Source organism: Nocardia sp. PLKS1-43 (genome assembly GCF_059510335.1).
In genome coordinates this window covers 531990-558788 of record NZ_JCAJZQ010000002.1, presented here as the reverse complement: position 1 = coordinate 558788, position 26799 = coordinate 531990, and the positions used below count along the sequence as shown (strand labels likewise).

Genomic DNA, 26799 nt, shown 5'->3' with positions numbered 1-26799 from the left:
GACGGGGCCGTAGACTCTGTGCCGTACATCTGGATGCCGGTGTTCGAGGCCGGCGCTTCGGAGTGATACGGACGAGGTGGTCGCAGCGATGCGGACGACGAGCGAGGAGATGGTCGCAATATCGGACAGCGCGCAGTGGAACGGCGGCGCCGGCGCGGCGGTCGCACGATGACGGCGGAATCGGTGACGACCGCGGCCGTGCCGGATCAGCAGGTGGCGCGTCCGGCGCTGGAGAAATTCGGATTCGCCGAGTTCCGGCGTACCGCGGCGATCGGTTCGGTACTCGGCGGCTGTGTCGCGCGCCGGGTGGTGCGCGGCGGTCTGCGTAAGGCGAGGCGGCGGCATGCCGTGGCCGACGGCGTGGTCGACGGTTTCGAGGCGCTGGGTCCGATGTTCGTCAAACTCGGCCAGCTGATCGCCTCCTCGCCCGGCGCGTTCCCGCCCGAACTCGCCGACGCCTGCCTGCGCTGTCTGGACGATGTGCCGCCATTCCCGGGTATTCACGCCCGCGATATCGTCGAGGCCGATCTGGGCCGTCCGATCGACGAGCTGTTCCGCGAATTCGAGGACGCGCCGCTGTCGGCGGCCTCGGTGGCGCAGGTGCACGGATGCGTTCTCGCCGACGGCCGCCCCGCGGTGGTGAAGGTGCAGCGGCCCGATATCGCCCGGCGCATGATCGTGGATCTGCGCGCGGCGTTCCGGTTGGCGCGGATGATGGAGCGTCGGTCGGAGAACGCCCGGATCGCCAACGCCGGCGGTGTGGTCCGCGATCTGTACGAGACGACCGTCGCCGAACTGGATTTCCGCAACGAGGCGAATAATCAGATCCGCGCCCGGGAGAATCTGCGCGCCTTCGGCGACAACACCGGTGTCGTGATCCCCGAGGTGTATCCGGAATACTCCGGTCCGCGGGTGCTGTGCATGGAACGGATGAGCGGTTTGCCGCTGGACCGGTTCGACGATATCCGCGCGGTGTATCCGGACCCGGAGTTGCTGATCCGCCGGTTGGTCAAGGCGTGGCTGGAAAGCGTTGTGGTGCATGGGCTTTTCCACGGCGACGTGCACGCGGGCAATCTCTGGCTGCTGGACGACGGCCGCGCGGCCATGCTCGATTTCGGCATCGTCGGCAAGATGACGCCGCCGTGGCGGGATTTCGTGCGCGCGCTGTTCCATGCGAGTGCCATCGACGGCGACTTCCGGCCTGTCGCACGGGCATTGCGAGAGCTGGATCTGGTCGAGGCGGACGCCGGTGACGATGCGACCATCGGCCGTCAGCTCGCGACCGCGCTCGCGCCGGTGCTCTCGGGCAAGCTCGCCAAGCTGGATATGGGCAAGGTCGCCGCGCGATTGGTCGAATTCGGCAAGCGGCGCGGCGCCTCGGGCCCCGAACAGCTGATTCTGATGGGTAAGCAGCTCGGCTATTTCGAACGCTATGCGGTTGCGCTGGCGCCGGGTTGGCGGCTGGGACAGGACCTCTACCTGTTCCGCAACGTGTTTCCCGAGGAGGTTGCCGCCAAGGCCGCCGCGGAAGGCGTCGAACTCCCCGCCGACTGATTGATCTCGGCCTGTCGGTCCTGCTCGTGGGCTACGGTGCTGTACCGGATCGATCTGCAGGCCAACCGATCATGTGCCGACGGAGGACAGCGATGAACGGGCCCGATTCCTACAGCTGGGAAATCACCTACACCAGGTTCGACGGCACCAGCCGGGTGGATCGCGGCGAGGGGCGATTCGGTTCGCCGGAGGAGGTCACCGGCCGCATCTGCCGCACCTATGTGGAGGTCGGCACCGCGCTGTTCGACATCACCTGCGACGACGTCACCGAACAGCATTATCACGATGTGCTGGACGCGCGGGTGGAGGACCGGCCCGAGCCCGGACAGCCGGTCGAGCACATCGGCGCGGTGATCTTCGATCACGAAGGCGTGGAGCGGATGTCGCTGACCGCGCGGCTGGTCTATCGCTCGGTGACCGAGGCCGAGGTCGAGGATTACCGCGCGCAACTGGCCGAGTGGGAGCGCCGCGACACCGAGCGCCGCGCGCGGCGGGCCAAGGCCGCGGCCGAGGCCGGGCGGCCCAGCATTGCGCCGCTCGATCCACGGTTACGCAGTCTCATCACCAATCTTCAGGTGGAGGCCGATACCGTCCGCGAGGAGATCTTCACTCCCGACCACTGTCGCGAACAGCTTGCGCTGGCCGAGAATACGGTAGCCGCGGCGATGGCGGCGCAAACCGCTGCCGAGGCGGGCGGGAACGTCGTCGAGGCCGCGCACGCCCGCGCATACATTCAGCGCTGGCGTCCGCGCATCACCCGGTGGGCCAGCATGCTGGAGCTGACCACCGAGGCGTATATGGATGCGGCCGCGGTCGATGCCGAGGCGGAGCGGCTGTCGAATATCCCGCCATCCGAGGTCTGAGAGCTACCCGGGATCGGCGTGGGCGGGCGCTCGGCGGGGACAGGCTGTCCGACGAAACTCGTTGTGCCAGTACATGTTTGGCCTGGCCGACGCCTATCGGCATCGACCGGCGATCGCGGTGTTCGGACCTGCCGCGCGCTCGCGCGACAGCGTGCCGTGACCCGGCACTTCGGGCCGCGGCGGATCGACGATCCGATCAGGCGTTGCTGACGACCTCGTCGAGTTTTCCGGTGGCGACGTCGAAGATGAATCCGCGGATGTTGTCCTTGTGCACCAGGAACGGGTTGGCCCGGAGGCGGGCGATGGATTGGCGGACGTCTTCGGCGAGGTCGGTGAACGATTCGGCGGCCCAGCCTGGTTTGATGCCGGTTTCGTCCTGGATGGCGCGTTTGAAATCGTCGTCGGTGAAGGTCAGCATGCCGCAGTCGGTGTGGTGGATCAGGATGATCTCGCGGGTGCCGAGCAGGCGTTGGCTGATGGCGAGGGAGCGGATCTCGTCTTCGGTGATCACTCCGCCGGCGTTCCGGATGACGTGGGATTCACCGAGATGCAGCCCGAGGATGGAGTAGACGTCGAGGCGGGCGTCCATGCAGGCCACTACCGCGGTCTGCCGGGCGGGCGGCAGAGGCAGCGGGCCGGTGAATGTTTCGGCGTAGGTGGCGTTGTTGGCGAGGAAGTCGTCGGTTGCGGTCATGGCTGGAACCCTTTCGATCGCGGGATGGTCGGTACGGTGGCGAAGCGTGCGGTACGTCCACTGCGGGTTCGGTAACGAGGTGAGTCCGGGGCATTGATCTCGTGACGCCATAGATCACACCGCCTGTACACCGGAATTTCGAAGTGTTGGAGTCGATGTGATTCCAACACCTTGGCACACCGAGGCGCGTTGTTACGCTCAGCCCCCTCGTCTCTATGCGGTCGGCCGGGAAATTCGGTGCGGGCACGACCACGTGGTGAGCGGACCGTAGCCGACCGGGGACCGGCCGCATCGTCCCTGGCGCCGAGTCGGATACGTTGTGCGGCAACGTTTACCGAATGGGCGGGCGTTCGGCACGCTCCGATCGCCCCGCAGGCCGGCGGCGCGCAGGGCTCCGATATCTGGTCGGATCCGGTTGCGAAACGGATCGTGAGCCGAGAGGTCAGAGTGTCGCGCCGGCGCCGGGCGGGTGCGGTGGGCGCAGGCCGTCCAGGACGACGGTGACGCGGCGGGCACGGTCGGTGTCGTTGTCGGCGTGATGGGCATCGACGGCCAGGAGCGCGGCGGCGATGGCGTGGACGTCGGCGAGGTCGACGTCGTCGCGGATGGCGCCCTGGGCTTGGGCCCGTTCGAGCAGGAGGGTGAGCTCGGCGTCCATCCGGCGACCGGCTTCGCGCATCTCCTCGGTACTGCCGGCCTGCTCGAAAACCGCTGCCATGGAACGGTTTTCGCGTGCGTTCGCCACGGTGGCGGTGAGGAAGGCCAGGAACGCCCCGCCGGGGTCGTGCTCGGCTCGCAGTCCTCGCGCCAGCTCGGTCAGCTCGTGCAGGCGGTCGGTGATGATCGCGGCGAAGAGGGCCTGTTTGGTGGGGAAGTGGCGGTGCACCGTGCCCTGGGCGACCTTCGCGCGACGGGCGATCTCGCGCAGATTCGCCTGCGGGCCGAGGTCGTCGAAGGCGGAGCGCGCCGCGGCGAGGATCTTGGCGCGGTTGTCGCGCGCGTCGGCGCGCAGCGAACGTTCGGTCACCGGCACATTCCGATCTGGTAACCGGGTCAGTTGACCCGTATAGTTTGGAGCGGGTCAGTTGACCCGGTTCGTTTTCGCAGATTACAGGAGTTCGTATGTTTCTCGTGACCGGTGCCAGTGGTGAACTGTTCGGTCGGCCCGTGCTGGATCGACTGCGCTGCCTGGTTCCCGAGGCGGACATCGTCGCCGGGACTCGTGACCCGGCGGCGGCGACCGCATTGGCCGAGAGCGGAATTATGCCGCGCCGCTTCGATTTCGATGAGCCGGACTCGATGGCGGCAGCGCTCGCCGGTGTGACGGCCGTGCTGATCAATGGCACCAACTACGGCACTGCCACCGAACGCCGGGGTGCTCAGCACGCCGCGGCGATCCGGGCCGCGGTGGCGGCCGGCGTGCCGCGCATCGTCTATGTGAGCCGGCCCGATCCGGAGCGGTACGAACCGCCGATGATGGCCGACTTCGCGGCGTCGGAAGCGTTGTTGCGCAACCTGTCCGGCGACGCGACGATCCTGCGCACCACCTATGGACTGGCTCAGACGGTCGGGCGGGATGTGACGACGGCGATCGCGACCGGAAGGCTGACGGCTCCGGCGGGAGATGCCCGCACCGCACCGGCCCATATCGACGATCTCGCCGAGGCTGCCGCGCGGGTGCTCGCCACGGACGGCCATCGCGGCCGGTGCTACACGCTCACCGCGCAGGACAGTATCGATTGGAACGATCTGGCACAGCTGGCGTCCGCGATCGCCGGGAAACGGATCGACTATCAACCCGTCGAGGACGAGCAGTTCCTGACTGTGGTTGCCGGACAAGGCGTTCCGGGGGAATTGGCCGAGACCCTGCTCGGCGTGTACCGCGCGTTCCGCAGTGGATGGACCGGGACGCCCACCGGCGACCTCGCCGAAATTCTGGGCCGCACGCCGCGCGCTGCTCTGGATGCCGTGTCCGCGGTCGTCAGCGGCTGAGGTGATTCGGCAGCCGCCCGGCGTGGGGGCGCGGTCGGTGTGGGCCCGGGGTGAAGTCACGCAGAAATAGATTGCGCACAACTTAGTTGTGTACTACATTGTTGTGTGTGACCGATCAACTCGCTCTGGATCAGCAGCTGTGCTTCGCGCTGTACTCGGCATCGCGGTCGATGACTGCGGTGTACCGGCCGAAGCTGGAGGCGCTGGGGCTGACCTATCCGCAGTATCTGGTGATGCTGGCGCTGTGGGAGCGCAAGGAGGGTCGCAGCGTCGGTGAGCTGTGCGCGGCGCTGGATTTGGATTCGGGAACGTTGTCGCCGCTGCTCAAGCGGCTCGAAGCGGCCGGTTTGGTGACGCGGAATCGTTCGGCGGCCGATGAGCGCCGCGTCGAGATCCGCCTCACCGACACCGGTCGGCGGCTGCGCGCCAAGGCCTGCGGCATTCCTGCCGAGATCGGCGAGGTCGCCGGTATGTCATCGGAAGATATCGGGACGCTGTACGCATTGCTGCAGCGCCTCAACGGCGCACTGAGCGCCCACACCGCGAAGGAGAACTGAGATGCAGGTCCTGTACACGGCGGAGGCGCTGTCCACCGGCGATGGCCGCAACGGCCATACCCGCACCACCGACGGCAAAATCGATGTGTCGCTGTCGATTCCGAAGGAGATGGGCGGCTCGGGCGAGGGCACCAACCCCGAGCAGCTCTTCGCCGCGGGCTATGCGGCGTGCTTCCATTCGGCCCTGCGCCTGGTCGGCGGCAAGGCCAAGGCGAACATCGATGACTCGGCCGTCGGCGCCCGGGTCGGCATCGGCTCCAACGACGCCGGCGGATTCGGCCTGGAGGTGACCCTCGAGGTCTCGCTCCCGCACCTGTCCCGCGAGCAGGCCCAGGAACTGGCCGACGCCGCCCACCAGGTGTGCCCCTACTCCAACGCCACCCGCGGCAACATCGATGTCCGCGTGGTCGTCGCGGAGGACTGATCCGCCGGACCTACGGGCCGCATCGTTGTCGACGATGCGGTCCGTTTCGTCTTCTCTGAAAGGGCATTTCGAGATCATGTTCCACTGAGGCCTGCTCGACACCGAGAACGAACAGCTGGTCGCCGGCCCGAAGCCGCTCCGCTGGATATCTACGTGAGGGGCTCATCGGAACCGCCGTGCCTACCGTGTACGGCCGGCGATGTCGACCATGCATGGGTTCATCGGGCAAGTTGCGCCGTGCTGTGAAGTAGAAGGCGCACTACGGAATTCGTGGCCCGGCTCGAGGGGGCGGGGACGGAGCCCTCGCCTGTCCGCCGGCCGTCGAGGTTGGCTGTCTCGCTCGTTCGACTGCCACGGCGCTCCCATCTGCATCAGAACCTGACCGGCGAACGAAAATGCCCATTCGGCCGACGATCTCGCGCGAAATCTGCCGGGCAAGCAAGCGGTGCACGAGACACCATGTCGTACAACAACTTTCGAGCGCTGTCGCCGACCCGCACCGCCCCCCGCCGACCTACGACCATCGTGTCGCGATACTCGTACTCCGGCGCGACAGCGCCCTGGTCCGGTCAAGGACTCAGGCGTTCGTGATCACGCGATGCCAGATCTCGGTGCAGGTCCGGGCGGTGGCGGGCAGTTGGCCGGGGGATTCGACGACGGTGCGGTAGAAGGTTCGTTCGCTCATCCAGCACAGGGTTTCGGCGAGGGCGGGGGCGTCGGTGGGGCCGGGGCCGTCGGGCAGGCCGGCGCGCACGAGGATCAGGGTCAGCGCGTCGCGGCTGGCGGCGATGGTCGAGGCCCACAGTTCGCCGATTTCCGGGACGATCGCGGAGTATTCGACGGCGGTGCGCATCACCGATCCGTGCTCGCGCCACATACTTTCGGTGCCGGTCACCGCCATGGCGATGGCCTCGCGCGGCGGCAGTTCGGTATCGGCGGTCGGCACCAGAGCGGTGGACCGGAGTTGTTCGAGGGTGCGGGCCACGAGTGCGGTGAGGACCTCGTTCTTGGAGCCGAAGTAGAAGTACAGCGAGCCGCGCGAGATGCCCGCGCCGCGGGCGATGTCCTCGACGGTCATCGCGTCGGGGCCCGGGTCGCTCAGCAGGGACTCCGCCGTATCGAGGATCGCCTTCTCTCGCAGTTCGCCTTTGCGCAGGGTGTCGCGGTGTCGCCGACGGGACGTACTGGTGGCCATGTTCAGGAGGATACCGCCTCCAGCGGCATAATCTACGTCACGTGCAAAAAAATCAACGTTATGTAGACTTTGTGACATGGCGAAATTCTTTCTCATCACCGGTGTCAGTAGCGGGCTGGGCCGTGCCTTCGCTGTCGGTGCGCTCGAGGCCGGTCACGCCGTATGCGGCACCGTCCGCAAGCCGGATGACGCGGCCGCGTTCGAGGCGCTCGCGCCGGGGCGAGCGCATGCGCGTCTGCTGGATGTCACCGACGAGAAACGGGTGTTCGATGTTGTTTCCGAGGTCGAGAACACCCTGGGCGGTATCGATGTGCTGATTGCCAACGCCGGTTACGGAGTCGAGGGCGTCTTCGAGGAGACTCCGCTGTCGGTGCTGCGAAATCAGTTCGAGGTCAATGTTTTCGGTGCGGCGGCCACCATCCGGGCAGTGCTGCCGGGCATGCGTCGGCGGCGTCGCGGGCACATCATGGCGGTCACGTCGATGGGCGGGCTGATGACCGTGCCGGGTCTGTCCGCGTACTGCGGCAGCAAATACGCACTGGAAGGCATTCTCGAAACCGTCGGCAAGGAGGTGGCCGGGTTCGGAATCCACGTGACCGCGATCGAACCCGGCTCGTTCCGGACCGAGTGGGCGGGGCGCTCGATGATCCGGGCCGAACGCGCGATCGCCGATTACGACGATCTTTTCGATCCGATCCGCACCGCGCGCCAGGCAGCCAGCGGAAATCAACTCGGCGACCCGGCCAAGGCCGCGGCGGCGGTGCTGGCCGTCCTCGAAAGTCCCACTCCGCCAGCGCATCTGCTGCTCGGGTCCGATGCGCTGCGGCTGGTTGCCGCGGGCCGCGCAGCCGTCGAAAACGACATCGAGACATGGGAAACGCTGACCCGTTCCACCGACTTCCCCGACGGAGCCCAGATTCGCTGATGCTGCCGCGGCGGATCGGTACGGCGCATTCGTGCCGCGGTGACGGGGAATCTCTCGTATCTTCTCACTAGGCGTACGAAAGGCGGCCAGGGTGACCGAAGATGTCGGTGCGGATTATGTGATCGTGGGCTCCGGATCGGCGGGTGCGGTGCTCGCCGCGCGGCTGAGTGAGGATTCGGCGCGGTCGGTGGTGGTGCTGGAGGCCGGTAAGCCGGACAAGGACAAGTTCATCCGTATACCGGCCGGTTTCGCGAAGCTGTTCCAGGGCGATTACGACTGGAATTACGTCACCGAACCGCAGCCGGGTCTGGACGGGCGGTCGGTGTACTGGCCGCGTGGGAAGACCTTCGGCGGCTCCTCCTCGCTGAACGCCATGATGTGGGTGCGCGGCTTCGAGGCCGACTACGACGACTGGGCGCAAGCCGCGGGAGCCGAGTGGGGATTCGCCTCGGCCGTAAGGCATTTCCGCGCCATCGAGAACGTCGAGGGTTGCGCTCGCGACGATCACGGCAGCGCGGGTCCGCTGCACGTCTCCCACCAGCGCAGTCCGCGTTCGTCCACGTCGGTGTTCCTGCGGGCGGTCGCCGAGCACGGCTACATCGTGGAGGGGGCGAACCTTCCGGAGCCGCGCGGATTCACCCAGACCATGGTCACTCAGCGCGGTGGCCGCCGCTGGAGCACCGTCGACGGATATCTGCGTCCGGCCATGAAGCGCGGCAACCTCACCGTGCTCGCCGAGTCGACCGCGACCCGGGTGCTGTTCGACGGGGATCGTGCTGTGGGCGTGGAGTATTCGCGCGGCGGAACACTGCACACGATCACCGCGCGCAAGGAGGTCATCCTGTGCGGCGGTGCGATCAACAGTCCGCAATTGCTGATGCTCTCCGGCATCGGCGACCGCGCCGAACTCGACAAGCACGGGATCGAGGTGCGTCATCACGCCCCCGAGGTCGGCGCCAATCTGCAGGACCATCTCGTCGCGGCCCTGGGTTACCGGGTGGATTCCGACTCCCTGTTCGATGCCGAGAAGCCGGTCCAACTGCTGAACTATCTGCTGCGGCATCGCGGCATGCTCACCTCCAATGTCGGTGAGGCGTACGGATTCGTCCGCAGCACACCCGAACTCCGATACCCCGACCTGGAGTTGGTCTTCGCCCCGGCGCCGTTCTTCCACGAAGGTCTCGTCGACCCCACCGAGCACGCCGTGGTCCTGGCCGCGGTACTGCTGCGCCCGTACAGCCGCGGCACCATCACCCTCGCCTCGAAGGATCCGCTGGCCAAACCGATCATCGACCCGAAGTATCTGAGCGATGAGCGGGACCGCGCCGCGCTCATGGCCGGTCTCTCGGCCTGCTGCGAACTGGCCGAGACCGCGGCACTGAAGGAGGTACTGCGCGGCCTGTGTTATCCGCCCGACGCACCCGGCGCGCCGGAATCGGAAGAGACGCGGGCGAAGGCTCTCAACGGCTACTCGCACACCCTCTACCATCCCGCCGGAACCTGCCGGATGGGTTCGGACGAGGCCAGTGTGGTCGATCCGCAGCTGCGGGTCCGGGGTGTCCGGGGCCTGCGAGTCGCCGATGCGTCTGTCATGCCCGTGCTGGTGCGTGGCCACACACACGCGCCGGCCATGTTCATCGGGGCGCAAGCAGCCGAATTCCTCACGGCTGGATAAGTTTTCGCACATCGGGGGTGATCGGCGGCTGCTGTTCGAAGCTCGCCGATCGCCCCGAGGCCGGATTCCTACTCGGTGAACGGAATTCAGAACGCGGCCAGGACGCAGGCGGCGATGAACAACACCTGTAATGCCGTACGTGCCGGGAGCGGAACGGTTTTCAGGCCGACGCCGGCGCGGGCCGCGCGGATATTGGCGGGGAACATCGCGATCAGCATCACGGCCAGGCAGATCGCGGCGACCGGTGCCACCGGGGGGATGAGAAGACCTGCGGTGCCGGCCGATTCGAGGATTCCGGTGGCGGTGACCAGGCCCGCCCGGTTGGGCAGGCGGGGCGGCACCATTTCGATCAGGGCATCGCGCCGGGGCTGCAGGAAATGAGCGCTGGCCGTCAGCGCGAACATCGCCGCGAGGCCGATGCGGACAGCGTGCGGCCAGGAATCGAGCCAGCCGGGGAGCAGAAGCCAACCGGCGAGGCGGACGACGCCGCTGACGACGACGAGAACGACAACTGGTGCCATCAGGGACTCCTGAGCTAGCGGCTAAATCTTGACGGTGTCTAGATTATGGCGGCGAGCGAAACTTGTCAATGTCTAGATTATGGACGATGATCATCGTGTGACCAGGAACCGCTATCACCACGGAGACCTGCGGGCGGTGCTGCTGGCCGAGGCAGCCGAACAGATCGCGGCCGAGGGCATCGACGCGGTCTCGCTGCGCGCCCTCGCGCAGCGCGCCGGAGTCTCGCACGCGGCCCCTGCCCACCACTTCGGCAATCGCCAAGGCATGCTGACCGAACTCGCGATCGAGGGATTCGGCCTGCTCGCCGACGAATTGCGCAGTGCTGGAGCGGATTTCCGCGAGGTCGCGGTCGCGTACATCAGGTTCGCGCGGCTGCACCCCGGGCACTTCGAGGTCATGTTCCGCCACGATCTGCTCGATACCGGCAATGAGCAATTGGTCAGTGCCCGAGACCGTTCCGGAGAGTTCCTGCGTGCGGGCGTCGCTGGAACCGGCGTACCCCCGGACCGGCGCCGAGATGTCGAGCTGGCCGCCTGGTCGCTCGTGCACGGTTACGCGTCGTTGTGCCGGGAGGGCGCACTGCGGGATTCGCGACTGGGCGAAGGGGATCCAGAAGAACTCGCCCGCCGCATGCTCGCCACTGTCGAGTTCGGCTGAGTCGTCCCGCCGGGGGCTCGGCCTTGCGGGATCGGTAGCCGCCGTCCACCGGGTCGGCCGTCTCGTGCCGCCCGCACGGCGCGGCAGGCCGGAACGGTCCTGGCCTGCTGTCCGTGGTCCGAGCCGCATGTGTTCTGCGACAAGGACATCGGAGAACTCAGGTGGAGGATATCGACCCGCCCGCGCCGCGGGCGTCGGCGAGCAGGCTGCGGTCGAGGCCTTGTTCCAGGCTGCTCGCAGGCCGTTGCGGCTCGCCCTCGACGAAGTTACCCGAGTCGGTGACAACCGAATTGACAGCTGCGGACGGGTGTTTCAGGATCAATCGGTTCAATCGGAAATTCTGGGGCGGGCGCGAGGGCTGTTGCCTTCCCTGGCAGCATCTTTCGAACGTGGGTTCTGACGAATGATCGAGGTAGTGGCAGCCCGGCCGCAAGCTTCCGCCGGGGTGTCGGAGGGTGTGCGGCAAGGGCGTGGCCGGTCGGGTTGGGCAGCGTTCGCCGCGGTGGCGAGCGGTGTGCTGTTGCTGGCGTGGCGGGCGGCCCAATACGGCCAATGGGTGGTGGACGATGCCGGAATCACGTTCGCCTACGCACGCAGCGTCGCCGCCGGCTTGGGGCCGGTGTTGCAGCCCGGTGCGGAACCGGTCGAGGGATTCTCCGATCCCACTTGGCTTCTCGTGCTCGTGGTGGGCAAATGGTGCCGTCTGTTCGACTCCGGCTCCCTTTTCGGCATCCCGGACTTCGCCCTCTATCCGAAGGCGATCGCGCTGCTGTGCTGTGCCGGAATCCTCGTCGCCTGCCATGTCGCCGCGCGGCGGGTGACGCGGTGGCCCGCGCTGGTCACGCTCGCCACCGGCATTGTGCTGGCGTTGATTCCGTCGTTCGTGATCTGGTGTTTCTCCGGGCTGGAGAACTCGCTGTTCGCGCTGGCCGTATGTGTTCTCGCCGTCCGCATGTTCCTGGCGGTGGCGGACCAGCGACTGTGGACACCGGCCGTCGCGGTGACAGTCGGGGCGACCGCGGCTTTCGCGGCGCTGACTCGGCCCGACGGCCTGATCTACTTGGCCGCATACCCTTTGGTCTCGGTATTCCTGGCGCGGCGTGCCACGTGGCTCACCGCGCTTCGGCATTCGCTGTATTCCGTTGCGGCATTCGCGCTTCCGTTCGGAGCGTACCTGCTGTGGCGGATCAGCGAGTTCGGCCGCCTCGTCCCGAACACGGCGGTCGCCAAGCATCAGGCGTCACCGACCCTGCACCAGCTGACCAGGGTTCTCGATCTGGTGCACTATGCGGGCGCACCCGCGGTTGTCGCCGGCCTAGCGGTCGTGGGGCTCGCCCTTGCCGGACCGCGTGCGCGCCGTGAAAGCCTTGTCGCCCTGCTCGTTCCGCTGGCGCTGGCGATCCTGGCCTACTGTGTGCTGCGGCCGGACTGGATGGCGCAGTTCCGGTTCGCCACTCCGGTGTGGGCTCTGGGCGCATACGTCGTCGTGGTCTCGGCGGCTCAGGTGCTGACCGACTTGCGTACCCGCGGGCGGGTGCTGGTCGCGCTGATCCTGGTCGTCGCGCTGATCCCGTCCGGCGTCGCATGGGCGGGCGACGCCAAGGCCTACCGCGCCGATTCGGATGTGCCGCTGTGCTGGATCGCCCTTCGATTCGGGCGCTACTTCAACGGCTACGCGGACATCCTGGGCCTGGACAAGGGCACACTGCTGGCCCCCGACATGGGCGGAAGTTCGCTCACATCCCGTCTGCGCCTGGTCGATATGGCCGGACTCACCGACGCGCGGATCGCGGACATCGACGCCGGCAAGGCCGATATCGGTTTCGCCGATTACGTATTCGAGGACCTCCGCCCCACTTTCGTTCACAGCCACGGGATTTGGATGGGCAACGGCCTTACCCTCGATCCGCGTATGGCACGCGACTATTACCGCATCCAGCAGTCCCAGAACACCTCGAGCCCGGACGAGGACTGGGTCCGCAAAGACGTCGTTCGCGGCGACGGGCAACTCCGGCAACTGCGCGAGTACTCGGGCAGTGTCCTGCCACACCTGCTGCCCGACTATCAGAAGGCGGGTGAATGCGGAACGGTCCTTCGGCCGGGCCAGACGGTGACCTTCCACTGAACCGTGGTCGAGGTTCGGCCGCGGCGAGGTGCGTGGTCGACCGCTGACGGTTCGCCGCAGTGCGGAGCCGGCTGCGGTGGATACCCGCACGCGGTATTGCCTTGACGCCGGTGACAAGGTTTACCGTTGCCGCAGCGGTCTCGAGAGGAGTTCACATGCTGATCGGAGAGCTGGCCGAGCGTGCCGGTACCAGTGCGCGCACCGTGCGTTACTACGAGCAGCACGGACTCGTGCAACCCGAGCGGTCGGCCAACGGTTACCGCGTGTACGACGAGCACGAACTCGAAATCGTGCGGAAGATAAGGGCGTTGCTGGAGCTGGGTTTCGACCTGGCCGATGCCCGGCCGTTCGTGACCTGTCTGCGCACCGGCCACCGGTCCGGCGACGAATGCCCGGAATCGGTGGATTCCTTGCGCCGCAAGCTCGCCGAGATCGACGACGCGATCGACAAGCTCTCCGCGGTGCGGCGACAGGTGAGCGCGCGGATCAGCGCCGTGGGCGAGCCGGCCCCGAAATGTGAGTTCTCCCTCTAGCACCGCCGTCCCACGGTCGAGTCCGCAGGGCGACGGCCGGCTCACTGTAAGTACCCGGAAGGAATCCTCGCAATGCGGTTCGCGACCAGCTACAACACGGCGTTCAACGGCACCGACCCCGATCGCCTCGTAGCGTTCGCCCGGCACGCGGAAAACCTGGGTTTCGAGGCACTGTATGTCCAGGACCATATCGCGCTGTATCCCGGCGCCGACTACGGCGCGGGCGAGCTGCCGCCGACGTTGCCGTACTTCGATCCGCTGGATTGCCTGAGTTTCGTTGCCGCGGTAACGGATCGGATTCTGCTCGGCACCGGCGTGCTGTTGCTGCCGTACCGGCATCCGGTGGTCCTGGCCAAGCGTCTGGCCACCATCGACGTGCTGTCCCGAGGCAGGATGCGGCTGCTCACCGTAGGTCTCGGTGCCTTGCCCGGCGAGGCCCGCGCGCTGGGTGTCGAATTCCGGAGCCGGGGTCGCCGCGCGGACGAGGCCATCGACGTGCTGCGGCTGCTCTGGGCGGGCGGTCCGGACGGGGTCTGCCACCGCGGCGAATTCTTCGCCTTCGACAACCTGTGCAGCTACCCCAAACCACACGAGACGACGGCGCTACCCATCCACATCGGCGGCTCCAGCGCGGCAGCGGCGCAGCGCGCCGGGCGACGCGGCAGCGGGTATTTCGCCGGCGGCATGCTGACCGAACACGAACGTGACCGCCAAATCGAGCTGGCTCGCAAGACCGCCATCGACGCGGGCCGTGATCCAGCCGAAATCGAGTACACCCGTTGGGGGTCGGCCGACATGTCCGTCGAACGCGGCGAGGAATTCGCCGAGCACGGCGTGGACCGGATCGTCGTCGGCTTCGCCGGCGCCGATCCCGCGCGGCAACACGACGAAATGTCGGAATTCGCCGAACGTTTCGGTCTTTCGCCGCGGCGGTGAGGTCTGTTTCAGTCCGCAGTGCTCGAGGGCCAGGCCTCGTCGTCCACCGCGAGCCACGGTTCGCCTGCCGCTGAGGTGAGCGGATTACCGGTGAATCGCTGCACGTCGCGGTGGAGATGGGGTTGGTCGGCGTAACCGGTGTCGGCCGCCACTTGCGCGGGGGACAGGCCCCGGACCAGTCGATGCATGGCGTTGTCGAATCGGACCAACATGGCGGCGCGTTTCGGGCTGAGGCCGATCTGGTTGCTGAAGCGTGACCACAGCCGTTGCCGGCTCCAGCCGACCTCTGCGGCCAGGTGTTCGACGCGGAATCGGCCTCTGCCGGAGACGATTCGGTGCCAGGCCCAGGCAACCTCCGGCGCGGCGCGGCGGCGGTCGTCGCACCGCCGTGCCGCTAACGCCGCCCTGATCAGCGCGAATCGTCCGGGCCAGCTACATGTTTCGTTCAGGCGCTCGCTGAGGCGTGTCGCGTCACGGCCCCACAGATCATCGAGACGGACTGCGCCCGAGGCCAATTCGGCGAGTGGGAGCCCGAGAACGGCCGATGCGGCGAGCGGTGAGAGGCGGACCTGCACACACTCGATGTCGTCGAAGCGCACCGCGCAGGGGGCGTCGGTCAGGCCGAGGGCCAGATCGCCGCTGTGGGTTCGCCCCCACGGGTCCCGGATCTCGAAGCGGTCCCCACCGATGGTGACCGCCACCGTGACAGCCGGATGCGGTATGACGCGCAGCAGAGTTGGGCCGTCGTCGTGAACGCGGAATCCGGCCATGTCGACGCCGCGCAGCGCGGGTGTCCGCAGTGGTCGCGTGATCTCCCAAACCACATCGCGATCATACGAGGCGTCCAGGATGGGCAGCCATTGGGCGGCGCCCAGGTGGGAAGTGCTCCCTTGCTTTCTCCGTTTCCGGCTTGACCTTGCCCCAGGGGCAAGGTTCGAGGATGGTTCGCATGAACAACAACGCACTGCAGACCGTCGGCGTTCAGATCCGCGAGCAGGTCGCCGGCTACTGCGAGTCCAACAACGTTCCCGGGTTCGTCGCCGGCGTCTACCACGCCGGCGAACAGACCGTCATCGCCCACGGCACCGCCAACGTCGCTACCGGCGCACCGATGCTCGAGGACACCGGATTCCTCTTCGGTTCCGTCACCAAGGTCATGACCACCACGCTGGTACTCCAACAGGTCGAGCGCGGAGTGCTGGACCTCGACACACCGGTCGTGAAGTACCTCCCCGAATTCGCCCTGACCGTACCCGGTGCCGCGGACAAAGTCCTTGTCCGGCATCTGATTTCGCACACGAACGGCATCGACGCGGACCTGTTCTTCCCCGATGCCGAGGGCCGCGACGCCCTGACGATCTACGTCGAGGGCCTCGCGGGCAGCTGCGGCACCCTGTTCGAACCGGGTGAGCAGGTCAGCTACTCCAACGGCGGCATGATCGTGGCGGGACGCCTGCTGGAAGCGGTGACCGGCCTGCCGTTCGCCGAACTGCTCGAGCGCGATATCTACGCTCCGGTCGGCATGCGCGACTCCAGCACCTCGGCCGAGCAGGCCATCCTGCGCAGCACCGCCGTCGGCCACTTCAATGACCCCGAGACCATGGCGGCCAAGCCGACAGCCATGTTCACGCTGCCCGACACTTGGGGGCCGGCGGGCGGCACGCCGATCGGCACGATCGCAGACCTGCTCGCCTTCGGGCGCACACATCTCGCGGGCGGTGTGTCGCCCACCGGGGAACGGGTTCTCACGACCGCGTCGACCGCGCTGATGCGGCAGGTCTGCTTCGATATGGGCAGCCCGAACGTCCCCCCGATGGGCCTGGGCTGGGTGCTGTATCCATTCGGCGATACAACCGTCCTGGCCATGTCGGGAGCGTCGCCCGGCGGCGTGTCCATCCTGTGCGTCGTGCCCGAACACGATCTGGTCTTCACCGCCTTCGGCAATACCTCCGGGGCGATGATGCTGCACGACCAGATCCTGCAGTGGCTTCTGAGCGACCATCTCGGCATCGAGATCCCCACTCTGATAACCGAATTGGAATCCGGCGTCGACCTCACCCCGTATGTTGGCACCTATCGATCCGATCAGCTCCGTGTCGACGTCGGCATCGTCGATGGTGAACTCGAGGAACGGATGACCTACGAACCGGCCGACGAATCTCAGGAGCGGATCTTCACCGCGTTCGCCGGCGGCGCGACCTCCGGCCCGCCCCGGCGCTATGTGCCGATCCGGCCGGGTCTCTTCGCGCCCGCAGGATTCCCGCTCGAGGGGTTCGATGGATACCTGCGCCTGCTGCTCGTGTCCTACCACGACATCCGAGATGGTCAGGCGCGATTCCGCAACGGCGGCGGTCGTCTGACCAGGCGGGCCTGACCATCCGGTGCGGCCCGCCGCCGAGTGGAAGGATCTCCACCATGATCACGATCGGCCGGCTGGCGGACTACGCCGGGGTGACCACCAAAACCATCCGGCACTATCACGAGCGCGGTCTGCTGGCCGAACCGGACCGCGACTCGTCCGGCTACCGGCGTTACACCGCCCAAGACGCGATCGACCTGGTCAAGATCAGAACCCTGGCCGATGCGGGCGTGCCCTTGGCCCGCATCAAGGATCTCCTCGACAGCGACCCGGACGCGCTCGCCGCGGCCATCGCCGAGATCGACCGTGACCTGCGAGATCGCATCGCGCAACTGCGGCGAACTCGCGACCGGCTCACCCAACTGCGCGGCGGCGACCGGCTTTTCGTCTCCTCGGACGTCGCCGACCATCTCGACGACTTGCGCGAACTCGGCATCAGCGAACGCCACATCCAACTCGAACGCGACGGCTGGATCCTCATGCAAACAGCCTCACCCGAGGACGCCGCCATGTGGATAGCCGAAAAACGCGAACTCATCACCGATCCCGAGTTCCGTGCCATCTACCTGGAACAAGACGCCGCCTACGACTGGTCGCCGGACGATCCGCGCCTCCCCGCCCTCGCGGAGCGCATCCGAAACTGGTTCGCCAACCACCACAGCCGATCCGAGACCCAGCCCGTGCACAACCCGTCCGCCGCCCGGTTCGTCGCACGATCCCAGCCCGGGGCCTCATCCCCGGCCTGGGACCGCCTGGCCCAACTCGTCAGTGACTAGCCTCATTGGTGCGGGACCGCGCAAATGGCCAGACCAACGCTCTGTGCGGACATCTCAGCGGCAGCTCGATCTCGGCGTGCGGACCGCCCGTCCAGCGGCGTGAGCGGATGCTTTGTATGACCGGTGGACGACCTCGCTTGCTGCGTGCGAGGTGAGCCTAGAAGAGTCTCGGTGTGGTCGGCAGCACATCGTCGAGGAACGCGTTCACCATCGGCGCCAGTACCGCCGACTGGCCGAAGACGCCGAGATGCGACGTCGCCGGCAGCATGACCAAGCGCGCGGCCGGAACTCTCTGTAGCGTCCCTGACGCTGCGGCTTCCTCGTCGCCGCCACCACGCAGTGTGAACATCGCCAGCGCGTGCTCGGGCTTCACCGCATCCGTATCACCGGCGATGACCATCGTTTTCGCGGAGATCGAACGCATCTGCGCGTCGCTGATGTTCTGATCGTCGATCGCCAGGCGCTTCATCTTCTCCAGGTAGGCGTCGAAGGCCGCGGGGTCGGGAGTGTGCTGCTTGAACGCCTTCTCGACGGAAGTACCGGCGAACGCTGCCGCGTTGAGACCTCCGATGCCCTCCAGCGCGGACGGGTACCAGCCGTCGGCGCGGTAGGTGGCCGCCAGCGAGACCAGCTTGCCGACGAGATTCGGGTGGCGGAGCGCGAGTTGTATTGCGACCCCGCCGCCTTGCGAGTAGCCCAGCACGTCCGCGCGCTCGATCTGCAACGCGCGCAGCAACGCCGCGGCGTCGTCGGCGAACTGCTCGTACGACATTTCGCGCGAAGTGTCCGGGGTGCGGCCGTGCCCTTGCTGATCGAAGACGATCACGGTGCGCGTGCTCGCGAACGCGGACACCCACGACTTCATCGAGTCGGTGGCCATGAACCCGCCGGGGATGAGCAGCAGCGGCGACGTTTCCGACGGGCCGAGTTCTCCATACACTTCGTAGTAGATGCTCAGACCGTTGAGTGGCAGGTGACCGCTGCTCGACGGGTTCGTCGGGACCTCTTCGTCTGCGTCCTGCGGGTCGTCGGTGGCGAGTCCCGGCGGCGCTTGCAGGTCGTGGGCGCGGAACAGGACGGCGTGCTCGACGCCCATGGTCTTGCCGCTCATCGAGGTGAAATGCGGGATGAAGTCCTCGGGGGCGGGGTGGTCCGGGAGCGCGGCCAGGTACGCGGCGTGCGCCTTCAGGGAGGCGACGCCGCGGCGCAGCGGCTCCCCGGTGACCTCGACGCCGTGGGTCGCGGAGCCGGCGAGTGCGGGGACGATGTACCAGCGCACCGAGTGCTGTTCGAGGTCTTCGTGGTCGATCTGCTCCGGGAAGACCCACCGGTTGCCCGCGTCGCGCACCGCGTCGAGGGTCGCGAGTCCGGCCGCGCGGTGGTCGGCCTGGTCGAAGCCGTAGGGCGTCTCGATGTCGTATCCGCTGCCGAGTACGACGTCGGGCTTGAACCGGCGGATCTCCCTGCAGATGTCCCGGCGCAGGTCGAGGCCGTAGACGAGCACGCCGTCGGGATGTTCGAGGACGGTCAGGTGCTCGACACCGACGACGGCGCAGGCCGCCTGCTGCTCGGCGGCGCGCAGGCGTGCGGTCTCCGCGGGAGGGTTCGGCATGCCTGCCTCGCCGCGGGTGAGCAGCAGATAACCGACCTCGATACCGCGCGCGGTCCAGCGTGCGACGGCCGCGGACGTGCCGTATTCCATGTCGTCGGGATGCGCGACGACGCAGAGCACACGCCGGAAGGACTCCTCGGGCAGGGTAGGCAGTGTCATGCGGCCATCCTTGCGCGACCCGGACCCGCCGTCCGGTGTTTTCGGACCTGCCGGCGAACCTCGGCCGGCAGATAGCGAGCCGGGCGGTGGGCCCCGTGCAGCTGCTCTGGATTGCGTATCGCCTCCCGCAGAGTGTCTGGCGTGAGGGGGCAGGTGATCCGGGCGGGGGGTCATCGAGCCGGTTGTGAGCGTGCTGCTGCACAATCACGGGGCTATGAATTCGTTGTTCTCGATCGTTCCGCTGGCGGTGGTGGACTCCGCGAATGTCCTGGCGTTGCTTGCGGTCTCGTTCGCGTGGATATCGAGCGCGTCGCGGTGGGCGTATGCGAGGACAGCCGTGTCGTTCATGATCGGTGGGATCTGCGGGCTGGCGCTGACCCTGGTGTTCTCGTTCACGGTGATCCTGCAACTTGTGCACCGGGCCTTGAACTCTCTGTCTCCGACGGCTGTTGCGGTGATCGTGGTGGTCGTCGCGCTACTGGTCATCGGTGTGGCGGTGCACGGGTTCCTCCGCCCACCGATGTCGCTGCCGGTGCACCACGATCTGCACCCGGTCGCAGCCAGCGCGCTCGGTCTGATCACCTGGACGGCCCAGTCGCTGACCTCGGCACCGTTCTACGGTGCCATCGCCGTCATGGCCAATGAGACCATTGCCTCGCGCTTGGGACTGTCCACGGTCTTCGTCGTGATCGCGGTTGCGCCCGTCACCGCGCTCACGATCGCGCTACTGCTCTGTCCCACCACGGCCGGACACCGCATGCTCGCCCACCTGCAGGCAGCACTGCCGATGACATCGCGGGTCGTCGCGGCAATCCTCATCGTCGCCGCCGTTGCCGCAGCCGCCATCGGACTCAGAATCATCCTCAGTTAGCTGCGTGCGCTTGGCCACCCATCAACGCGGGTGCAGAGGACTTCGGACATCTGTGCAGGCGACTCCGAAAGTAACACCGACGCTCCGAAGTCGCCTGTAGGCCGGTCTCGGAATCAGCCTTGTTCTCGGCCGTGGCCTCGGTTCGGAATGCCTTGGGGCACCGGCAAGTTCGGCCGACGGAAAGTCCTCCATCCAGCGGAACCGGTAGACGCCGGCGGACCTGGCGTCGGCCCCAGGCCGACCGGGATATTGAACGGGCAGTAGTTGCCTACTGCGGCACCGGCGATCCCATCGCCGACTCAGCTGCCGAAGCGTGAAGTCCCAATCCGCCGGACAGCGCATTGGTGCCGAGGTGGCCGGATGCGTCTGTGCAGCCGCTTATTCGGTTGCGGCGTCCTATTCTGTGCGCGTCAAGAAGCTGAGAATCGCTTCCGCGGCCGCCTGTGGCTGATCTTGCACCAGGAAGTGCTTCGCCTCGGCGATGGTCTGGCGCTCGACGTGGTCGGCGACCTGCGCGATCGAGGCGTGGGAGAGGTCACCGAACCCGTTTTCGGCTGCGAGGGAGAGCACTGGGAGGGCGAGCCGTTTCGCGGCGAGCTTGTCGCGGTTGACTTTCGCGTCGTCGAGCAGCGTCCGGTAATAGTTGAAGCTCGCCACGAGGCCGCCTGCGGCGTAGCTGCGCGCGTATTCGTCGATGTCGGCCGGCGTCAGCGCGTCCGGCTGCAGTGTGCCGCGGCGGTAGAAATACTCGATGAACGGCCGCTCGCGCCCGGCGACCAGCACCTCGTTGATCCCATGGGCCATGTTGAAACCCATGTGCCAGCTGCCGCCGTGGGCTACATCCATCGCCGCTTCGAGGCCGAACCCCGGAACAGCGCTCTCGATGAAGACGAAGTCGCGCACATCCGCCGGAAAGCTTGCCGCATAAGCGAAGCCCACGGGCCCGCCCATGTCCTGGACGACGAGGTGAACGCGGCCGAATCCCAGCGATCGCATCAGTTCGTGCAGGTCGGTTGCGACCGTCACTTTGTCGTAGCCGTCGGCGGGGCGTTCGGAATCGCCGTAGCCGCGCATATCGGGCGCGACCACGGTGAACCGGGCTGCCAGTACCGGGATGACCTTGCGCCACGCATACCAGGTCTCGGGCCAACCATGAAGCAGCAGAACCGGATCGCCGCTGCCGGCGATCACGTAATGGAGCCGCACGCCGTTGACCGCCGCATAGCGTGATGTCGCTCCATCGGGCACCGGCGCGCGCAATGCCGGCCCGCGGTCACCGGGCTGCACGAGCGCGCCTGGGCGCCATCGACATCGCCATCATCTCCGCTGTATATATGCGATGCGATACCAGCATGTCGGTACCGCCTCCTCGGGACACGTCGAGCATCAACTGATCGTCGCCGAGCATAGCGGCTCCAAGGCGCGCGTGTCGTGGACAAGTTCGTGATCACGCACGAAGACCGGTCGCCCGATGACAACATCCAGAACGCATGCCACTCGGCAAGAGCGGATGTCCTGCACCACAGTCGATCTCACCACGTAGACCGCTCGCTCAGCGCCACTACGAGGCAGACCGCTGTGCGGGCGGCGGTGGCGGCTGGGTCGTCGCGGCCCGGTTCCGGGCCGGTCAATCGCTGCCCGTGGCATCCCACGGGCGGGCGGTGAGCGTGCCCGTACGCTAGGGCGGTATGACGCTCGACCAGGTTGTGGCCGAACTCTACGGGCTCCCGCCCGCCGAGTTCGTGGCCGCCCGCACCGAGCGGGCGCGCCAAGCCCGCGACGCCGGGGACAAGGCTCTGGCCGCCGCCATCGGCAAGCTCCGGCGGCCGACGGTCGCCGCGTGGGCGCTGAATCTGCTGTCTCGTGAGGCGAGCGATGAGGTCCGCGCACTGCTGGAGGTGGGCGACGCCCTGCGGGATGCCCAGCGCCGACTGTCGGCCGAACAGCTGCGTGCCCTCACTCCGCAGCGGCAAAAAGTGGTCACCGCCGTCACCCGCAAGGCCGCCGAGCTGGCCGGGGGCCGGGGCCAGCGCCTGACCGAGCCCGTCCTACGGGATATCGGCACGAGCCTGCAGGCAGCACTGGCGGATCAGTCGGTCGCCGACAAGCTGCGCGCCGGAACCCTCACTGCCGCAGCCACTTACGAGGGGTTCGGCCCCGCCGCGCTGACCGCGGTCCCCGGCGCTGAGCACCGCGGCCTCGGAACACGCTCGCCGACAGCCGATCCCACCGAGGATCGCACTGAGGACTCGGCCGCGCGGACTCGTCGCCGCGCTGATCCCGCCGCTGCCGACAAGCCCGCCCCCGATCCGCAGGCCGAGGCGCGGCGCGAGCTCGAGGAGATGCTCTCCGAAGTCGAATCCGCCCGCGCCGCTGTGACTTCCGCCCGATCAGACCACGACACCGCGGCCGCCGATCTCGCTGATCTCGACGACCGCATCCAAGCTCTGCGTGCCGAGCTGACCGAAGCCGAACACCGCCACCGATTCACGGCCGCCACCGAGCGTTCGGCTCGCGAGGCCCTGGAGCGTGCGCGGAAACACCTGAAGGGTGTCGAACGCCGCGTCGAACGGGCCCGCAAGCAATCGACTCCCGGCGTCTGAGCGGGCCCACGCGGTATCGGTCGCGGCAGCGGTCGACGCGCGCAATCCGTCTACCCCACAACGACGGTTGTCAGTGTGCTGAAAGGCCGGATTCCAGGGCGTTGCGTGCCCGACATCGGTAAGTATAGACTTACGGTTCGTGGGGACTTACCAAAACGACGCTCTCGACGCGCTGGGCGATCCGACTCGGCGGGCGATCTTCGAGCGGCTGGGCCGCGGGCCGTGCGCGGTCGGCGAACTGGCCGCGGAACTGCCGGTGAGCCGGCCCGCGGTCTCGCAGCATCTGAAGGTGCTCAAGCAAGCGGGCTTGGTGGTCGACGAAGCGGCGGGCACCCGCCGGCTCTACCGGCTCAACCCGGCTGGAATCGAGGCGTTGCGCACGTACTTCACCCACTTCTGGTCGACAGCGATGTCGGCTTTTCGCGACGAGGTGAACAAACCGGCCCGCACGGGCGAACCTGAGGAGCAGTCATGACACAGCAGTCGAACGACAATGAAGTACGCGTCGAGTTCACCGTCGATTCGCCCATCGAGAAGGCATACGACGTGTTCACCACTGGCATGAACAGCTGGTGGCCGCGTGAACATCACATCGGGGCGGGCGCTCTCGCCGAGGCTGTCGTCGAGCCTCGCGTCGGCGGGCGGCTGTTCGGCCGTGAGACCGACGGCACCGAATGCCCGTGGGGTCGGGTGCTGGTATGGGATCGCCCCACCTACTTCGCCTTCTCCTGGGACATTTCCCTGGACTGGCAGTTCCAGCCCGACCAGGCCAAGACCAGCCGGGTCGATGTCACCTTCACCGCTGTCGACAGCGGGCGCACCGCGGTCACATTGGTGCATTCCGGATTCGAAAACCACGGCGAGGGTTGGCAATCCATGCGCGACGCGGTCGGCTCCGATGGCGGCTGGCCGGCGCTGCAGGACGGCTACGCGAAGCCCGCCTCCGCCGCATGAACCGCCGATGGTGGTGAGCGGCTGTCTGATTCGCTCTACGGCGATCTGTTGCCCGGCGACCGGCAGCGCTGGGCGATCGCGGTCGCCGAGAACGTGGTGTGGTATTCGCGCCAGCCCCACGCGCTGCACACGATCGACACCTGCTGGATCGACACGGACCTGGCAATGTGCCTGTGCTACAGCAACACCGGAGGCCGCTTCACCGCCCGCTTCGCGCGCCTCGAGGTATCCCGCTGTTCGGCCCGGAACATCCGCCGCACTCCGCCTCCGAGCAGGTATCGATCTTCTACTCCGTCCAACTCGGCGGCGGCCCCTCGGACCGGTCCGAGGGGACTGCCTCCCGACGGGCGTGGCTGGTGGGCAAAACCGTTGTGCCAGAAGCGTATCTCGTGATGTTGGTTCCGTGGTGGTTGAACCGTCGTGCAATTGAGTCAAGCCAACGCGGGATCACCCGCTAATGCGTATGCCCAGGTTGTCGCGAATTACCGCAGATAGTGTGTCTACCTGGCCGCGATCCACACCCTCACCCGATGGCTGCGGTGTTCAGCGCGGCCCACGCCATACTGACCGCTGGCACCGAATACGCCGTTCCCGCCGGCCACACGGGCTCGGTCGGGGGCGGAAGCACCTCGACGGCCACCCAGTCGCGTCACAGCGGTCGGCCTGCCCGCGTCAGATCGCGGTCTCGGACCCGATGCAAACCTGCGACGACCAGGTGTTTTTCAGGTTGCTCATATTTGCGTCCTGCCGGGGACACAGTGAACACAGGAACGGATCCCGGGACCGAGCAGCGGACTGATTGTGACCGGAACCATAGGCCACTGTGCAACGATCGCCTGTCCGAATCGGTCAGCCGGTACCGAGACCCTGACATTTCTTCAAGACGCAAGCCGTCGTCTGCCAGCAGGGTGGTGGTCTCACGAACGGACCGCAGGAGGACCGATGGACGAGACCACCACCACCGCGAAGACACGGCGTCGACGGATCGCACTGATGATCGCCGCGGTGTCGGCCGCGATGTTCGCGGGCAACATGCCGGGCGTCGCGACAGCCGCACCGCCCGCATCCGCGGATCGAATGGTCCATCTCCCCGGCGGCGATATCCATGTCGTCGCCAGCGGGGTACCCAGCGCGCATGCGGTGGTTCTGCTGCATGGGCTGGCCGGATCGACCATATGGTGGGACCAGGTGATGCCCGCCCTGCGGAATCGGTACGTGGTGCGGATCGATCTGCTCGGGCACGGTGAATCGGCCAAGCCCGACAGCGGTTACGAAATGGCCGAGCAGGCGAGGCGGGTCGGCGAGGTACTCGATGGGCTCGGCGTGCGCCACGCGGTTCTCGTCGGACATTCCACCGGCGGTTATGTGGCGACCTCGTTGGCGGAACAGCGCCGTGGTCTGGTGTCGGCGCTCGGGCTGATCGATACCGGTGCCCGGCTCGACGCGTACACCGACAACAGCCCGGTCAGCGGTCTGTTCTTCAACCCGGCGATCGGGCAACCGCTGTGGCCGCTGCTGCCGGACGCCGCTATTCGGTACCTGCTGAGCAGTGCCTTCACTCGCGACGTGTCGATTCCCGCCCCGATCGTCGCCGCGGTCCGGGGCATGACGTACCGCAGCCTCACCGAAACCTCGAACGCGTCGGATGCCTACCTGCGGGCCGAGTCCGAACCGGACCGGCTCGTGGCGCTGCATGTGCCGACCATGGTGATCTACGGCTCCGGGGACAAGCGCTTCATGCCGACGTCCTACCAGGACTACCGGCGAGTCCCGGGCGTCCGGATCGTGTCCCTGGACTGCGGTCACACGCCGATGATCGAGGAGCCCGGCCCCACCGGCACCCTGATCGACGACTTCGCCGCGCAGCACTGAGCTGCGAGACAACTGGTCGTCCACTCGAAGGGCGGCCCGAAGGTCCGCCGAACGCATCGAACGCCGACCAGGCGGGCGCGAAGCCTGGCCCGCCGCCCGCGAGTGATGCACCCAGGCTGACCGGAGATTAGCTACTGAGCGGGCCGCATCGTCCGATCAGCCGAGATAGGTCGATTCGAGGACGAGGTCTTTGAGGACCTTCTGGTATTCGGCGTGCGTGCGATGTTCTCGGGTGTGCCAGTGGGTGCCCTCATGGCGATGCATGAATGCGCGATACTCCGGGGCGCCCGGGTACTTGACGTTGTCTGCCACGACGACCGAACCGGGGTGCAGCCAGGCGCGGTCCAGGATCCGGCGGAGATCGGGAAGGTATTCGTCCTTCTCATGGTCGAGGAACGCGAAATCGACTGTGCCGGGCGCGAACTCATGTTCGCGGCGCAGTGTGTCGAGAGTCTTTCCGTCGCTCAGGGTGCCGACGATCACGACGATGCGCTCGCCGATGCCCGCGTGATCCCAGATCCGCCGGGCGACCGCGGCATTCGCCGGGCTGAATTCGATCGAGTACAGCACGGCGTCGGCGGGCATCGCGCGTGCGATCCGCAATGCGCTGTAACCGCAGTAGGTTCCGAGCTCGAGCAGGCGGTGCGGATGTGCCGCGGCGACGGCGCGATCGAGAATCCTGCCCTTCTCGTCACCGATGTTGATCAGGTAACTCTTGGTGTAGGAGAACTCGTCGATGGTCCGGATGACGTCGTCGATATCGTCCTTGCGCGCATGCGCGCACACGTAGTCGGCCAGGGCTTGTTCGCGACCGTCGCCGACCTGCCAGGTGGCGCCCATGTGCCGCAGGCCGAACAGGAACCGCACATACGACCAGCGCAGAAACATCACCGGTTTGCCGGCGCACTCGTTCGCGGCGACTGCCAGGGCGAGTGCGGCGA

The 26799-nt window shown here is 67.1% G+C and carries 27 protein-coding genes; 18 read left to right on the top strand and 9 right to left on the bottom strand.

Annotated elements, in window-relative coordinates:
- Positions 1-168: 168 nt before the first annotated feature.
- Positions 169-1554 carry an ABC1 kinase family protein gene (locus AC5WS7_RS10455; RefSeq protein ID WP_495954217.1) on the top strand — a complete coding sequence of 462 codons (1386 nt, stop codon included), beginning with the start codon at positions 169-171 and terminating at the stop codon, positions 1552-1554.
- A gap of 92 nt (positions 1555-1646) precedes the next feature.
- Positions 1647-2417, top strand: coding sequence for a hypothetical protein (locus tag AC5WS7_RS10450; RefSeq protein WP_495954216.1), 771 nt, complete (start codon positions 1647-1649; stop codon positions 2415-2417).
- Positions 2418-2613: 196 nt separating this feature from the next.
- Here AC5WS7_RS10450 and AC5WS7_RS10445 read toward each other — a convergent pair whose 3' ends face one another.
- Together AC5WS7_RS10445 and AC5WS7_RS10440 are read right to left on the bottom strand one after the other, a co-directional pair.
- Positions 2614-3111, bottom strand: coding sequence for a beta-class carbonic anhydrase (locus AC5WS7_RS10445; RefSeq protein WP_495954215.1), 498 nt, complete (start codon positions 3109-3111; stop codon positions 2614-2616).
- A 442-nt stretch (positions 3112-3553) separates the two neighbouring features.
- Positions 3554-4138: a TetR/AcrR family transcriptional regulator gene (locus AC5WS7_RS10440; RefSeq protein WP_495954214.1), complete on the bottom strand. Its 585-nt coding sequence runs from the start codon at positions 4136-4138 to the stop codon at positions 3554-3556.
- Between the two features lie 95 nt (positions 4139-4233).
- Between AC5WS7_RS10440 and AC5WS7_RS10435 the strand changes: the two genes are divergently transcribed.
- From AC5WS7_RS10435 to AC5WS7_RS10425, 3 genes are all read left to right on the top strand, one after another.
- Complete coding sequence (locus tag AC5WS7_RS10435; RefSeq protein WP_495954213.1) at positions 4234-5103, top strand: NmrA family NAD(P)-binding protein; 870 nt, start codon at positions 4234-4236, stop codon at positions 5101-5103.
- Between the two features lie 107 nt (positions 5104-5210).
- Entirely contained in the window at positions 5211-5660 is a 450-nt protein-coding gene (locus tag AC5WS7_RS10430) for a MarR family winged helix-turn-helix transcriptional regulator (RefSeq protein WP_495954212.1), read from the top strand.
- Between the two features lies 1 nt (position 5661).
- Positions 5662-6084 carry an organic hydroperoxide resistance protein gene (locus AC5WS7_RS10425; RefSeq protein ID WP_495954211.1) on the top strand — a complete coding sequence of 141 codons (423 nt, stop codon included), beginning with the start codon at positions 5662-5664 and terminating at the stop codon, positions 6082-6084.
- 577 nt (positions 6085-6661) lie between these two features.
- Here AC5WS7_RS10425 and AC5WS7_RS10420 read toward each other — a convergent pair.
- A complete protein-coding gene (locus AC5WS7_RS10420; protein WP_495954210.1) occupies positions 6662-7279 on the bottom strand; it encodes a TetR/AcrR family transcriptional regulator in 618 nt (205 codons plus the stop codon).
- 76 nt (positions 7280-7355) lie between these two features.
- On the opposite strand from AC5WS7_RS10420, the gene AC5WS7_RS10415 reads away from it, so the two are divergent.
- The gene (locus AC5WS7_RS10415; protein ID WP_495954209.1) at positions 7356-8204 is read left to right on the top strand and encodes an oxidoreductase; all 849 of its coding nucleotides are present in this window, start codon (positions 7356-7358) and stop codon (positions 8202-8204) included.
- A 91-nt stretch (positions 8205-8295) separates the two neighbouring features.
- Complete coding sequence (locus tag AC5WS7_RS10410) at positions 8296-9879, top strand: GMC family oxidoreductase (RefSeq protein WP_495954208.1); 1584 nt, start codon at positions 8296-8298, stop codon at positions 9877-9879.
- An 86-nt stretch (positions 9880-9965) separates the two neighbouring features.
- Here AC5WS7_RS10410 and AC5WS7_RS10405 read toward each other — a convergent pair whose 3' ends face one another.
- The gene (locus AC5WS7_RS10405) at positions 9966-10400 is read right to left on the bottom strand and encodes a DoxX family protein (RefSeq protein ID WP_495954207.1); all 435 of its coding nucleotides are present in this window, start codon (positions 10398-10400) and stop codon (positions 9966-9968) included.
- 97 nt (positions 10401-10497) lie between these two features.
- Between AC5WS7_RS10405 and AC5WS7_RS10400 the strand changes: the two genes are divergently transcribed.
- On the top strand, positions 10498-11058 hold the full coding sequence (locus AC5WS7_RS10400) for a TetR/AcrR family transcriptional regulator (protein WP_495954206.1): 561 nt from the start codon (positions 10498-10500) through the stop codon (positions 11056-11058).
- Between the two features lie 157 nt (positions 11059-11215).
- Here the strand turns inward: AC5WS7_RS10400 and AC5WS7_RS10395 are convergent, their stop codons facing one another.
- The gene (locus tag AC5WS7_RS10395; RefSeq protein WP_495954205.1) at positions 11216-11389 is read right to left on the bottom strand and encodes a hypothetical protein; all 174 of its coding nucleotides are present in this window, start codon (positions 11387-11389) and stop codon (positions 11216-11218) included.
- A 72-nt stretch (positions 11390-11461) separates the two neighbouring features.
- Here AC5WS7_RS10395 and AC5WS7_RS10390 point away from each other — a divergent pair, with 72 nt between their 5' ends.
- The 3 genes from AC5WS7_RS10390 (at position 11462) to AC5WS7_RS10380 (ending at position 14652) form a co-directional block, all read left to right on the top strand.
- Positions 11462-13183 carry a hypothetical protein gene (locus tag AC5WS7_RS10390; RefSeq protein WP_495954204.1) on the top strand — a complete coding sequence of 574 codons (1722 nt, stop codon included), beginning with the start codon at positions 11462-11464 and terminating at the stop codon, positions 13181-13183.
- A 155-nt stretch (positions 13184-13338) separates the two neighbouring features.
- A complete protein-coding gene (locus AC5WS7_RS10385; RefSeq protein ID WP_495954203.1) occupies positions 13339-13716 on the top strand; it encodes a MerR family transcriptional regulator in 378 nt (125 codons plus the stop codon).
- A 72-nt stretch (positions 13717-13788) separates the two neighbouring features.
- Complete coding sequence (locus AC5WS7_RS10380; RefSeq protein ID WP_495954202.1) at positions 13789-14652, top strand: TIGR03619 family F420-dependent LLM class oxidoreductase; 864 nt, start codon at positions 13789-13791, stop codon at positions 14650-14652.
- An 8-nt stretch (positions 14653-14660) separates the two neighbouring features.
- Here AC5WS7_RS10380 and AC5WS7_RS10375 read toward each other — a convergent pair whose 3' ends face one another.
- Positions 14661-15476: an AraC family transcriptional regulator gene (locus tag AC5WS7_RS10375; protein ID WP_495954201.1), complete on the bottom strand. Its 816-nt coding sequence runs from the start codon at positions 15474-15476 to the stop codon at positions 14661-14663.
- A gap of 125 nt (positions 15477-15601) precedes the next feature.
- On the opposite strand from AC5WS7_RS10375, the gene AC5WS7_RS10370 reads away from it, so the two are divergent.
- Together AC5WS7_RS10370 and AC5WS7_RS10365 are read left to right on the top strand one after the other, a co-directional pair.
- Complete coding sequence (locus tag AC5WS7_RS10370; protein WP_495954200.1) at positions 15602-17026, top strand: serine hydrolase domain-containing protein; 1425 nt, start codon at positions 15602-15604, stop codon at positions 17024-17026.
- A 41-nt stretch (positions 17027-17067) separates the two neighbouring features.
- Complete coding sequence (locus AC5WS7_RS10365; protein WP_495954199.1) at positions 17068-17787, top strand: MerR family transcriptional regulator; 720 nt, start codon at positions 17068-17070, stop codon at positions 17785-17787.
- A gap of 157 nt (positions 17788-17944) precedes the next feature.
- Here AC5WS7_RS10365 and AC5WS7_RS10360 read toward each other — a convergent pair whose 3' ends face one another.
- Complete coding sequence (locus AC5WS7_RS10360) at positions 17945-19558, bottom strand: alpha/beta fold hydrolase (protein WP_495954198.1); 1614 nt, start codon at positions 19556-19558, stop codon at positions 17945-17947.
- Positions 19559-19772: 214 nt separating this feature from the next.
- Between AC5WS7_RS10360 and AC5WS7_RS10355 the strand changes: the two genes are divergently transcribed.
- Positions 19773-20429, top strand: coding sequence for a hypothetical protein (locus AC5WS7_RS10355; protein ID WP_495954197.1), 657 nt, complete (start codon positions 19773-19775; stop codon positions 20427-20429).
- A gap of 396 nt (positions 20430-20825) precedes the next feature.
- Here AC5WS7_RS10355 and AC5WS7_RS10350 read toward each other — a convergent pair whose 3' ends face one another.
- Positions 20826-21716 (bottom strand): alpha/beta fold hydrolase, encoded by an 891-nt coding sequence (locus tag AC5WS7_RS10350; protein WP_495954196.1) that lies wholly within the window; start codon positions 21714-21716, stop codon positions 20826-20828.
- 401 nt (positions 21717-22117) lie between these two features.
- Between AC5WS7_RS10350 and AC5WS7_RS10345 the strand changes: the two genes are divergently transcribed.
- The 4 genes from AC5WS7_RS10345 (at position 22118) to AC5WS7_RS10330 (ending at position 25858) form a co-directional block, all read left to right on the top strand.
- Entirely contained in the window at positions 22118-23032 is a 915-nt protein-coding gene (locus tag AC5WS7_RS10345; RefSeq protein ID WP_495954195.1) for a hypothetical protein, read from the top strand.
- A gap of 139 nt (positions 23033-23171) precedes the next feature.
- The gene (locus AC5WS7_RS10340; protein ID WP_495954194.1) at positions 23172-23507 is read left to right on the top strand and encodes an ArsR/SmtB family transcription factor; all 336 of its coding nucleotides are present in this window, start codon (positions 23172-23174) and stop codon (positions 23505-23507) included.
- Positions 23504-23986 carry an SRPBCC family protein gene (locus tag AC5WS7_RS10335; RefSeq protein WP_495954193.1) on the top strand — a complete coding sequence of 161 codons (483 nt, stop codon included), beginning with the start codon at positions 23504-23506 and terminating at the stop codon, positions 23984-23986. The genes AC5WS7_RS10340 and AC5WS7_RS10335 overlap by 4 nt, the downstream gene beginning before the upstream one ends.
- A 942-nt stretch (positions 23987-24928) precedes the next feature.
- The gene (locus tag AC5WS7_RS10330; RefSeq protein ID WP_495954192.1) at positions 24929-25858 is read left to right on the top strand and encodes an alpha/beta fold hydrolase; all 930 of its coding nucleotides are present in this window, start codon (positions 24929-24931) and stop codon (positions 25856-25858) included.
- Between the two features lie 156 nt (positions 25859-26014).
- Here the strand turns inward: AC5WS7_RS10330 and AC5WS7_RS10325 are convergent, their stop codons facing one another.
- A complete protein-coding gene (locus AC5WS7_RS10325; RefSeq protein ID WP_495954524.1) occupies positions 26015-26746 on the bottom strand; it encodes an O-methyltransferase in 732 nt (243 codons plus the stop codon).
- Positions 26747-26799: the final 53 nt, after the last annotated feature.

Excerpts from the sequence above, each read along its gene's own strand:
- AC5WS7_RS10455 (WP_495954217.1), top strand. The coding sequence starts at position 169 with ATGACGGCGGAATCGGTGACGACCGCGGCCGTGCCGGATCAGCAGGTG.
- AC5WS7_RS10450 (WP_495954216.1), top strand. The coding sequence starts at position 1,647 with ATGAACGGGCCCGATTCCTACAGCTGGGAAATCACCTACACCAGGTTC.
- AC5WS7_RS10445 (WP_495954215.1), bottom strand. The coding sequence starts at position 3,111 with ATGACCGCAACCGACGACTTCCTCGCCAACAACGCCACCTACGCCGAA.
- AC5WS7_RS10435 (WP_495954213.1), top strand. The coding sequence starts at position 4,234 with ATGTTTCTCGTGACCGGTGCCAGTGGTGAACTGTTCGGTCGGCCCGTG.
- AC5WS7_RS10425 (WP_495954211.1), top strand. The coding sequence starts at position 5,662 with ATGCAGGTCCTGTACACGGCGGAGGCGCTGTCCACCGGCGATGGCCGC.
- AC5WS7_RS10420 (WP_495954210.1), bottom strand. The coding sequence starts at position 7,279 with ATGGCCACCAGTACGTCCCGTCGGCGACACCGCGACACCCTGCGCAAA.
- AC5WS7_RS10415 (WP_495954209.1), top strand. The coding sequence starts at position 7,356 with ATGGCGAAATTCTTTCTCATCACCGGTGTCAGTAGCGGGCTGGGCCGT.
- AC5WS7_RS10405 (WP_495954207.1), bottom strand. The coding sequence starts at position 10,400 with ATGGCACCAGTTGTCGTTCTCGTCGTCGTCAGCGGCGTCGTCCGCCTC.
- AC5WS7_RS10390 (WP_495954204.1), top strand. The coding sequence starts at position 11,462 with ATGATCGAGGTAGTGGCAGCCCGGCCGCAAGCTTCCGCCGGGGTGTCG.
- AC5WS7_RS10385 (WP_495954203.1), top strand. The coding sequence starts at position 13,339 with ATGCTGATCGGAGAGCTGGCCGAGCGTGCCGGTACCAGTGCGCGCACC.
- AC5WS7_RS10380 (WP_495954202.1), top strand. The coding sequence starts at position 13,789 with ATGCGGTTCGCGACCAGCTACAACACGGCGTTCAACGGCACCGACCCC.
- AC5WS7_RS10370 (WP_495954200.1), top strand. The coding sequence starts at position 15,602 with ATGAACAACAACGCACTGCAGACCGTCGGCGTTCAGATCCGCGAGCAG.
- AC5WS7_RS10365 (WP_495954199.1), top strand. The coding sequence starts at position 17,068 with ATGATCACGATCGGCCGGCTGGCGGACTACGCCGGGGTGACCACCAAA.
- AC5WS7_RS10360 (WP_495954198.1), bottom strand. The coding sequence starts at position 19,558 with ATGACACTGCCTACCCTGCCCGAGGAGTCCTTCCGGCGTGTGCTCTGC.
- AC5WS7_RS10355 (WP_495954197.1), top strand. The coding sequence starts at position 19,773 with ATGAATTCGTTGTTCTCGATCGTTCCGCTGGCGGTGGTGGACTCCGCG.
- AC5WS7_RS10345 (WP_495954195.1), top strand. The coding sequence starts at position 22,118 with ATGACGCTCGACCAGGTTGTGGCCGAACTCTACGGGCTCCCGCCCGCC.
- AC5WS7_RS10335 (WP_495954193.1), top strand. The coding sequence starts at position 23,504 with ATGACACAGCAGTCGAACGACAATGAAGTACGCGTCGAGTTCACCGTC.
- AC5WS7_RS10330 (WP_495954192.1), top strand. The coding sequence starts at position 24,929 with ATGGACGAGACCACCACCACCGCGAAGACACGGCGTCGACGGATCGCA.
- AC5WS7_RS10325 (WP_495954524.1), bottom strand. The coding sequence starts at position 26,746 with ATGTTTCTGCGCTGGTCGTATGTGCGGTTCCTGTTCGGCCTGCGGCAC.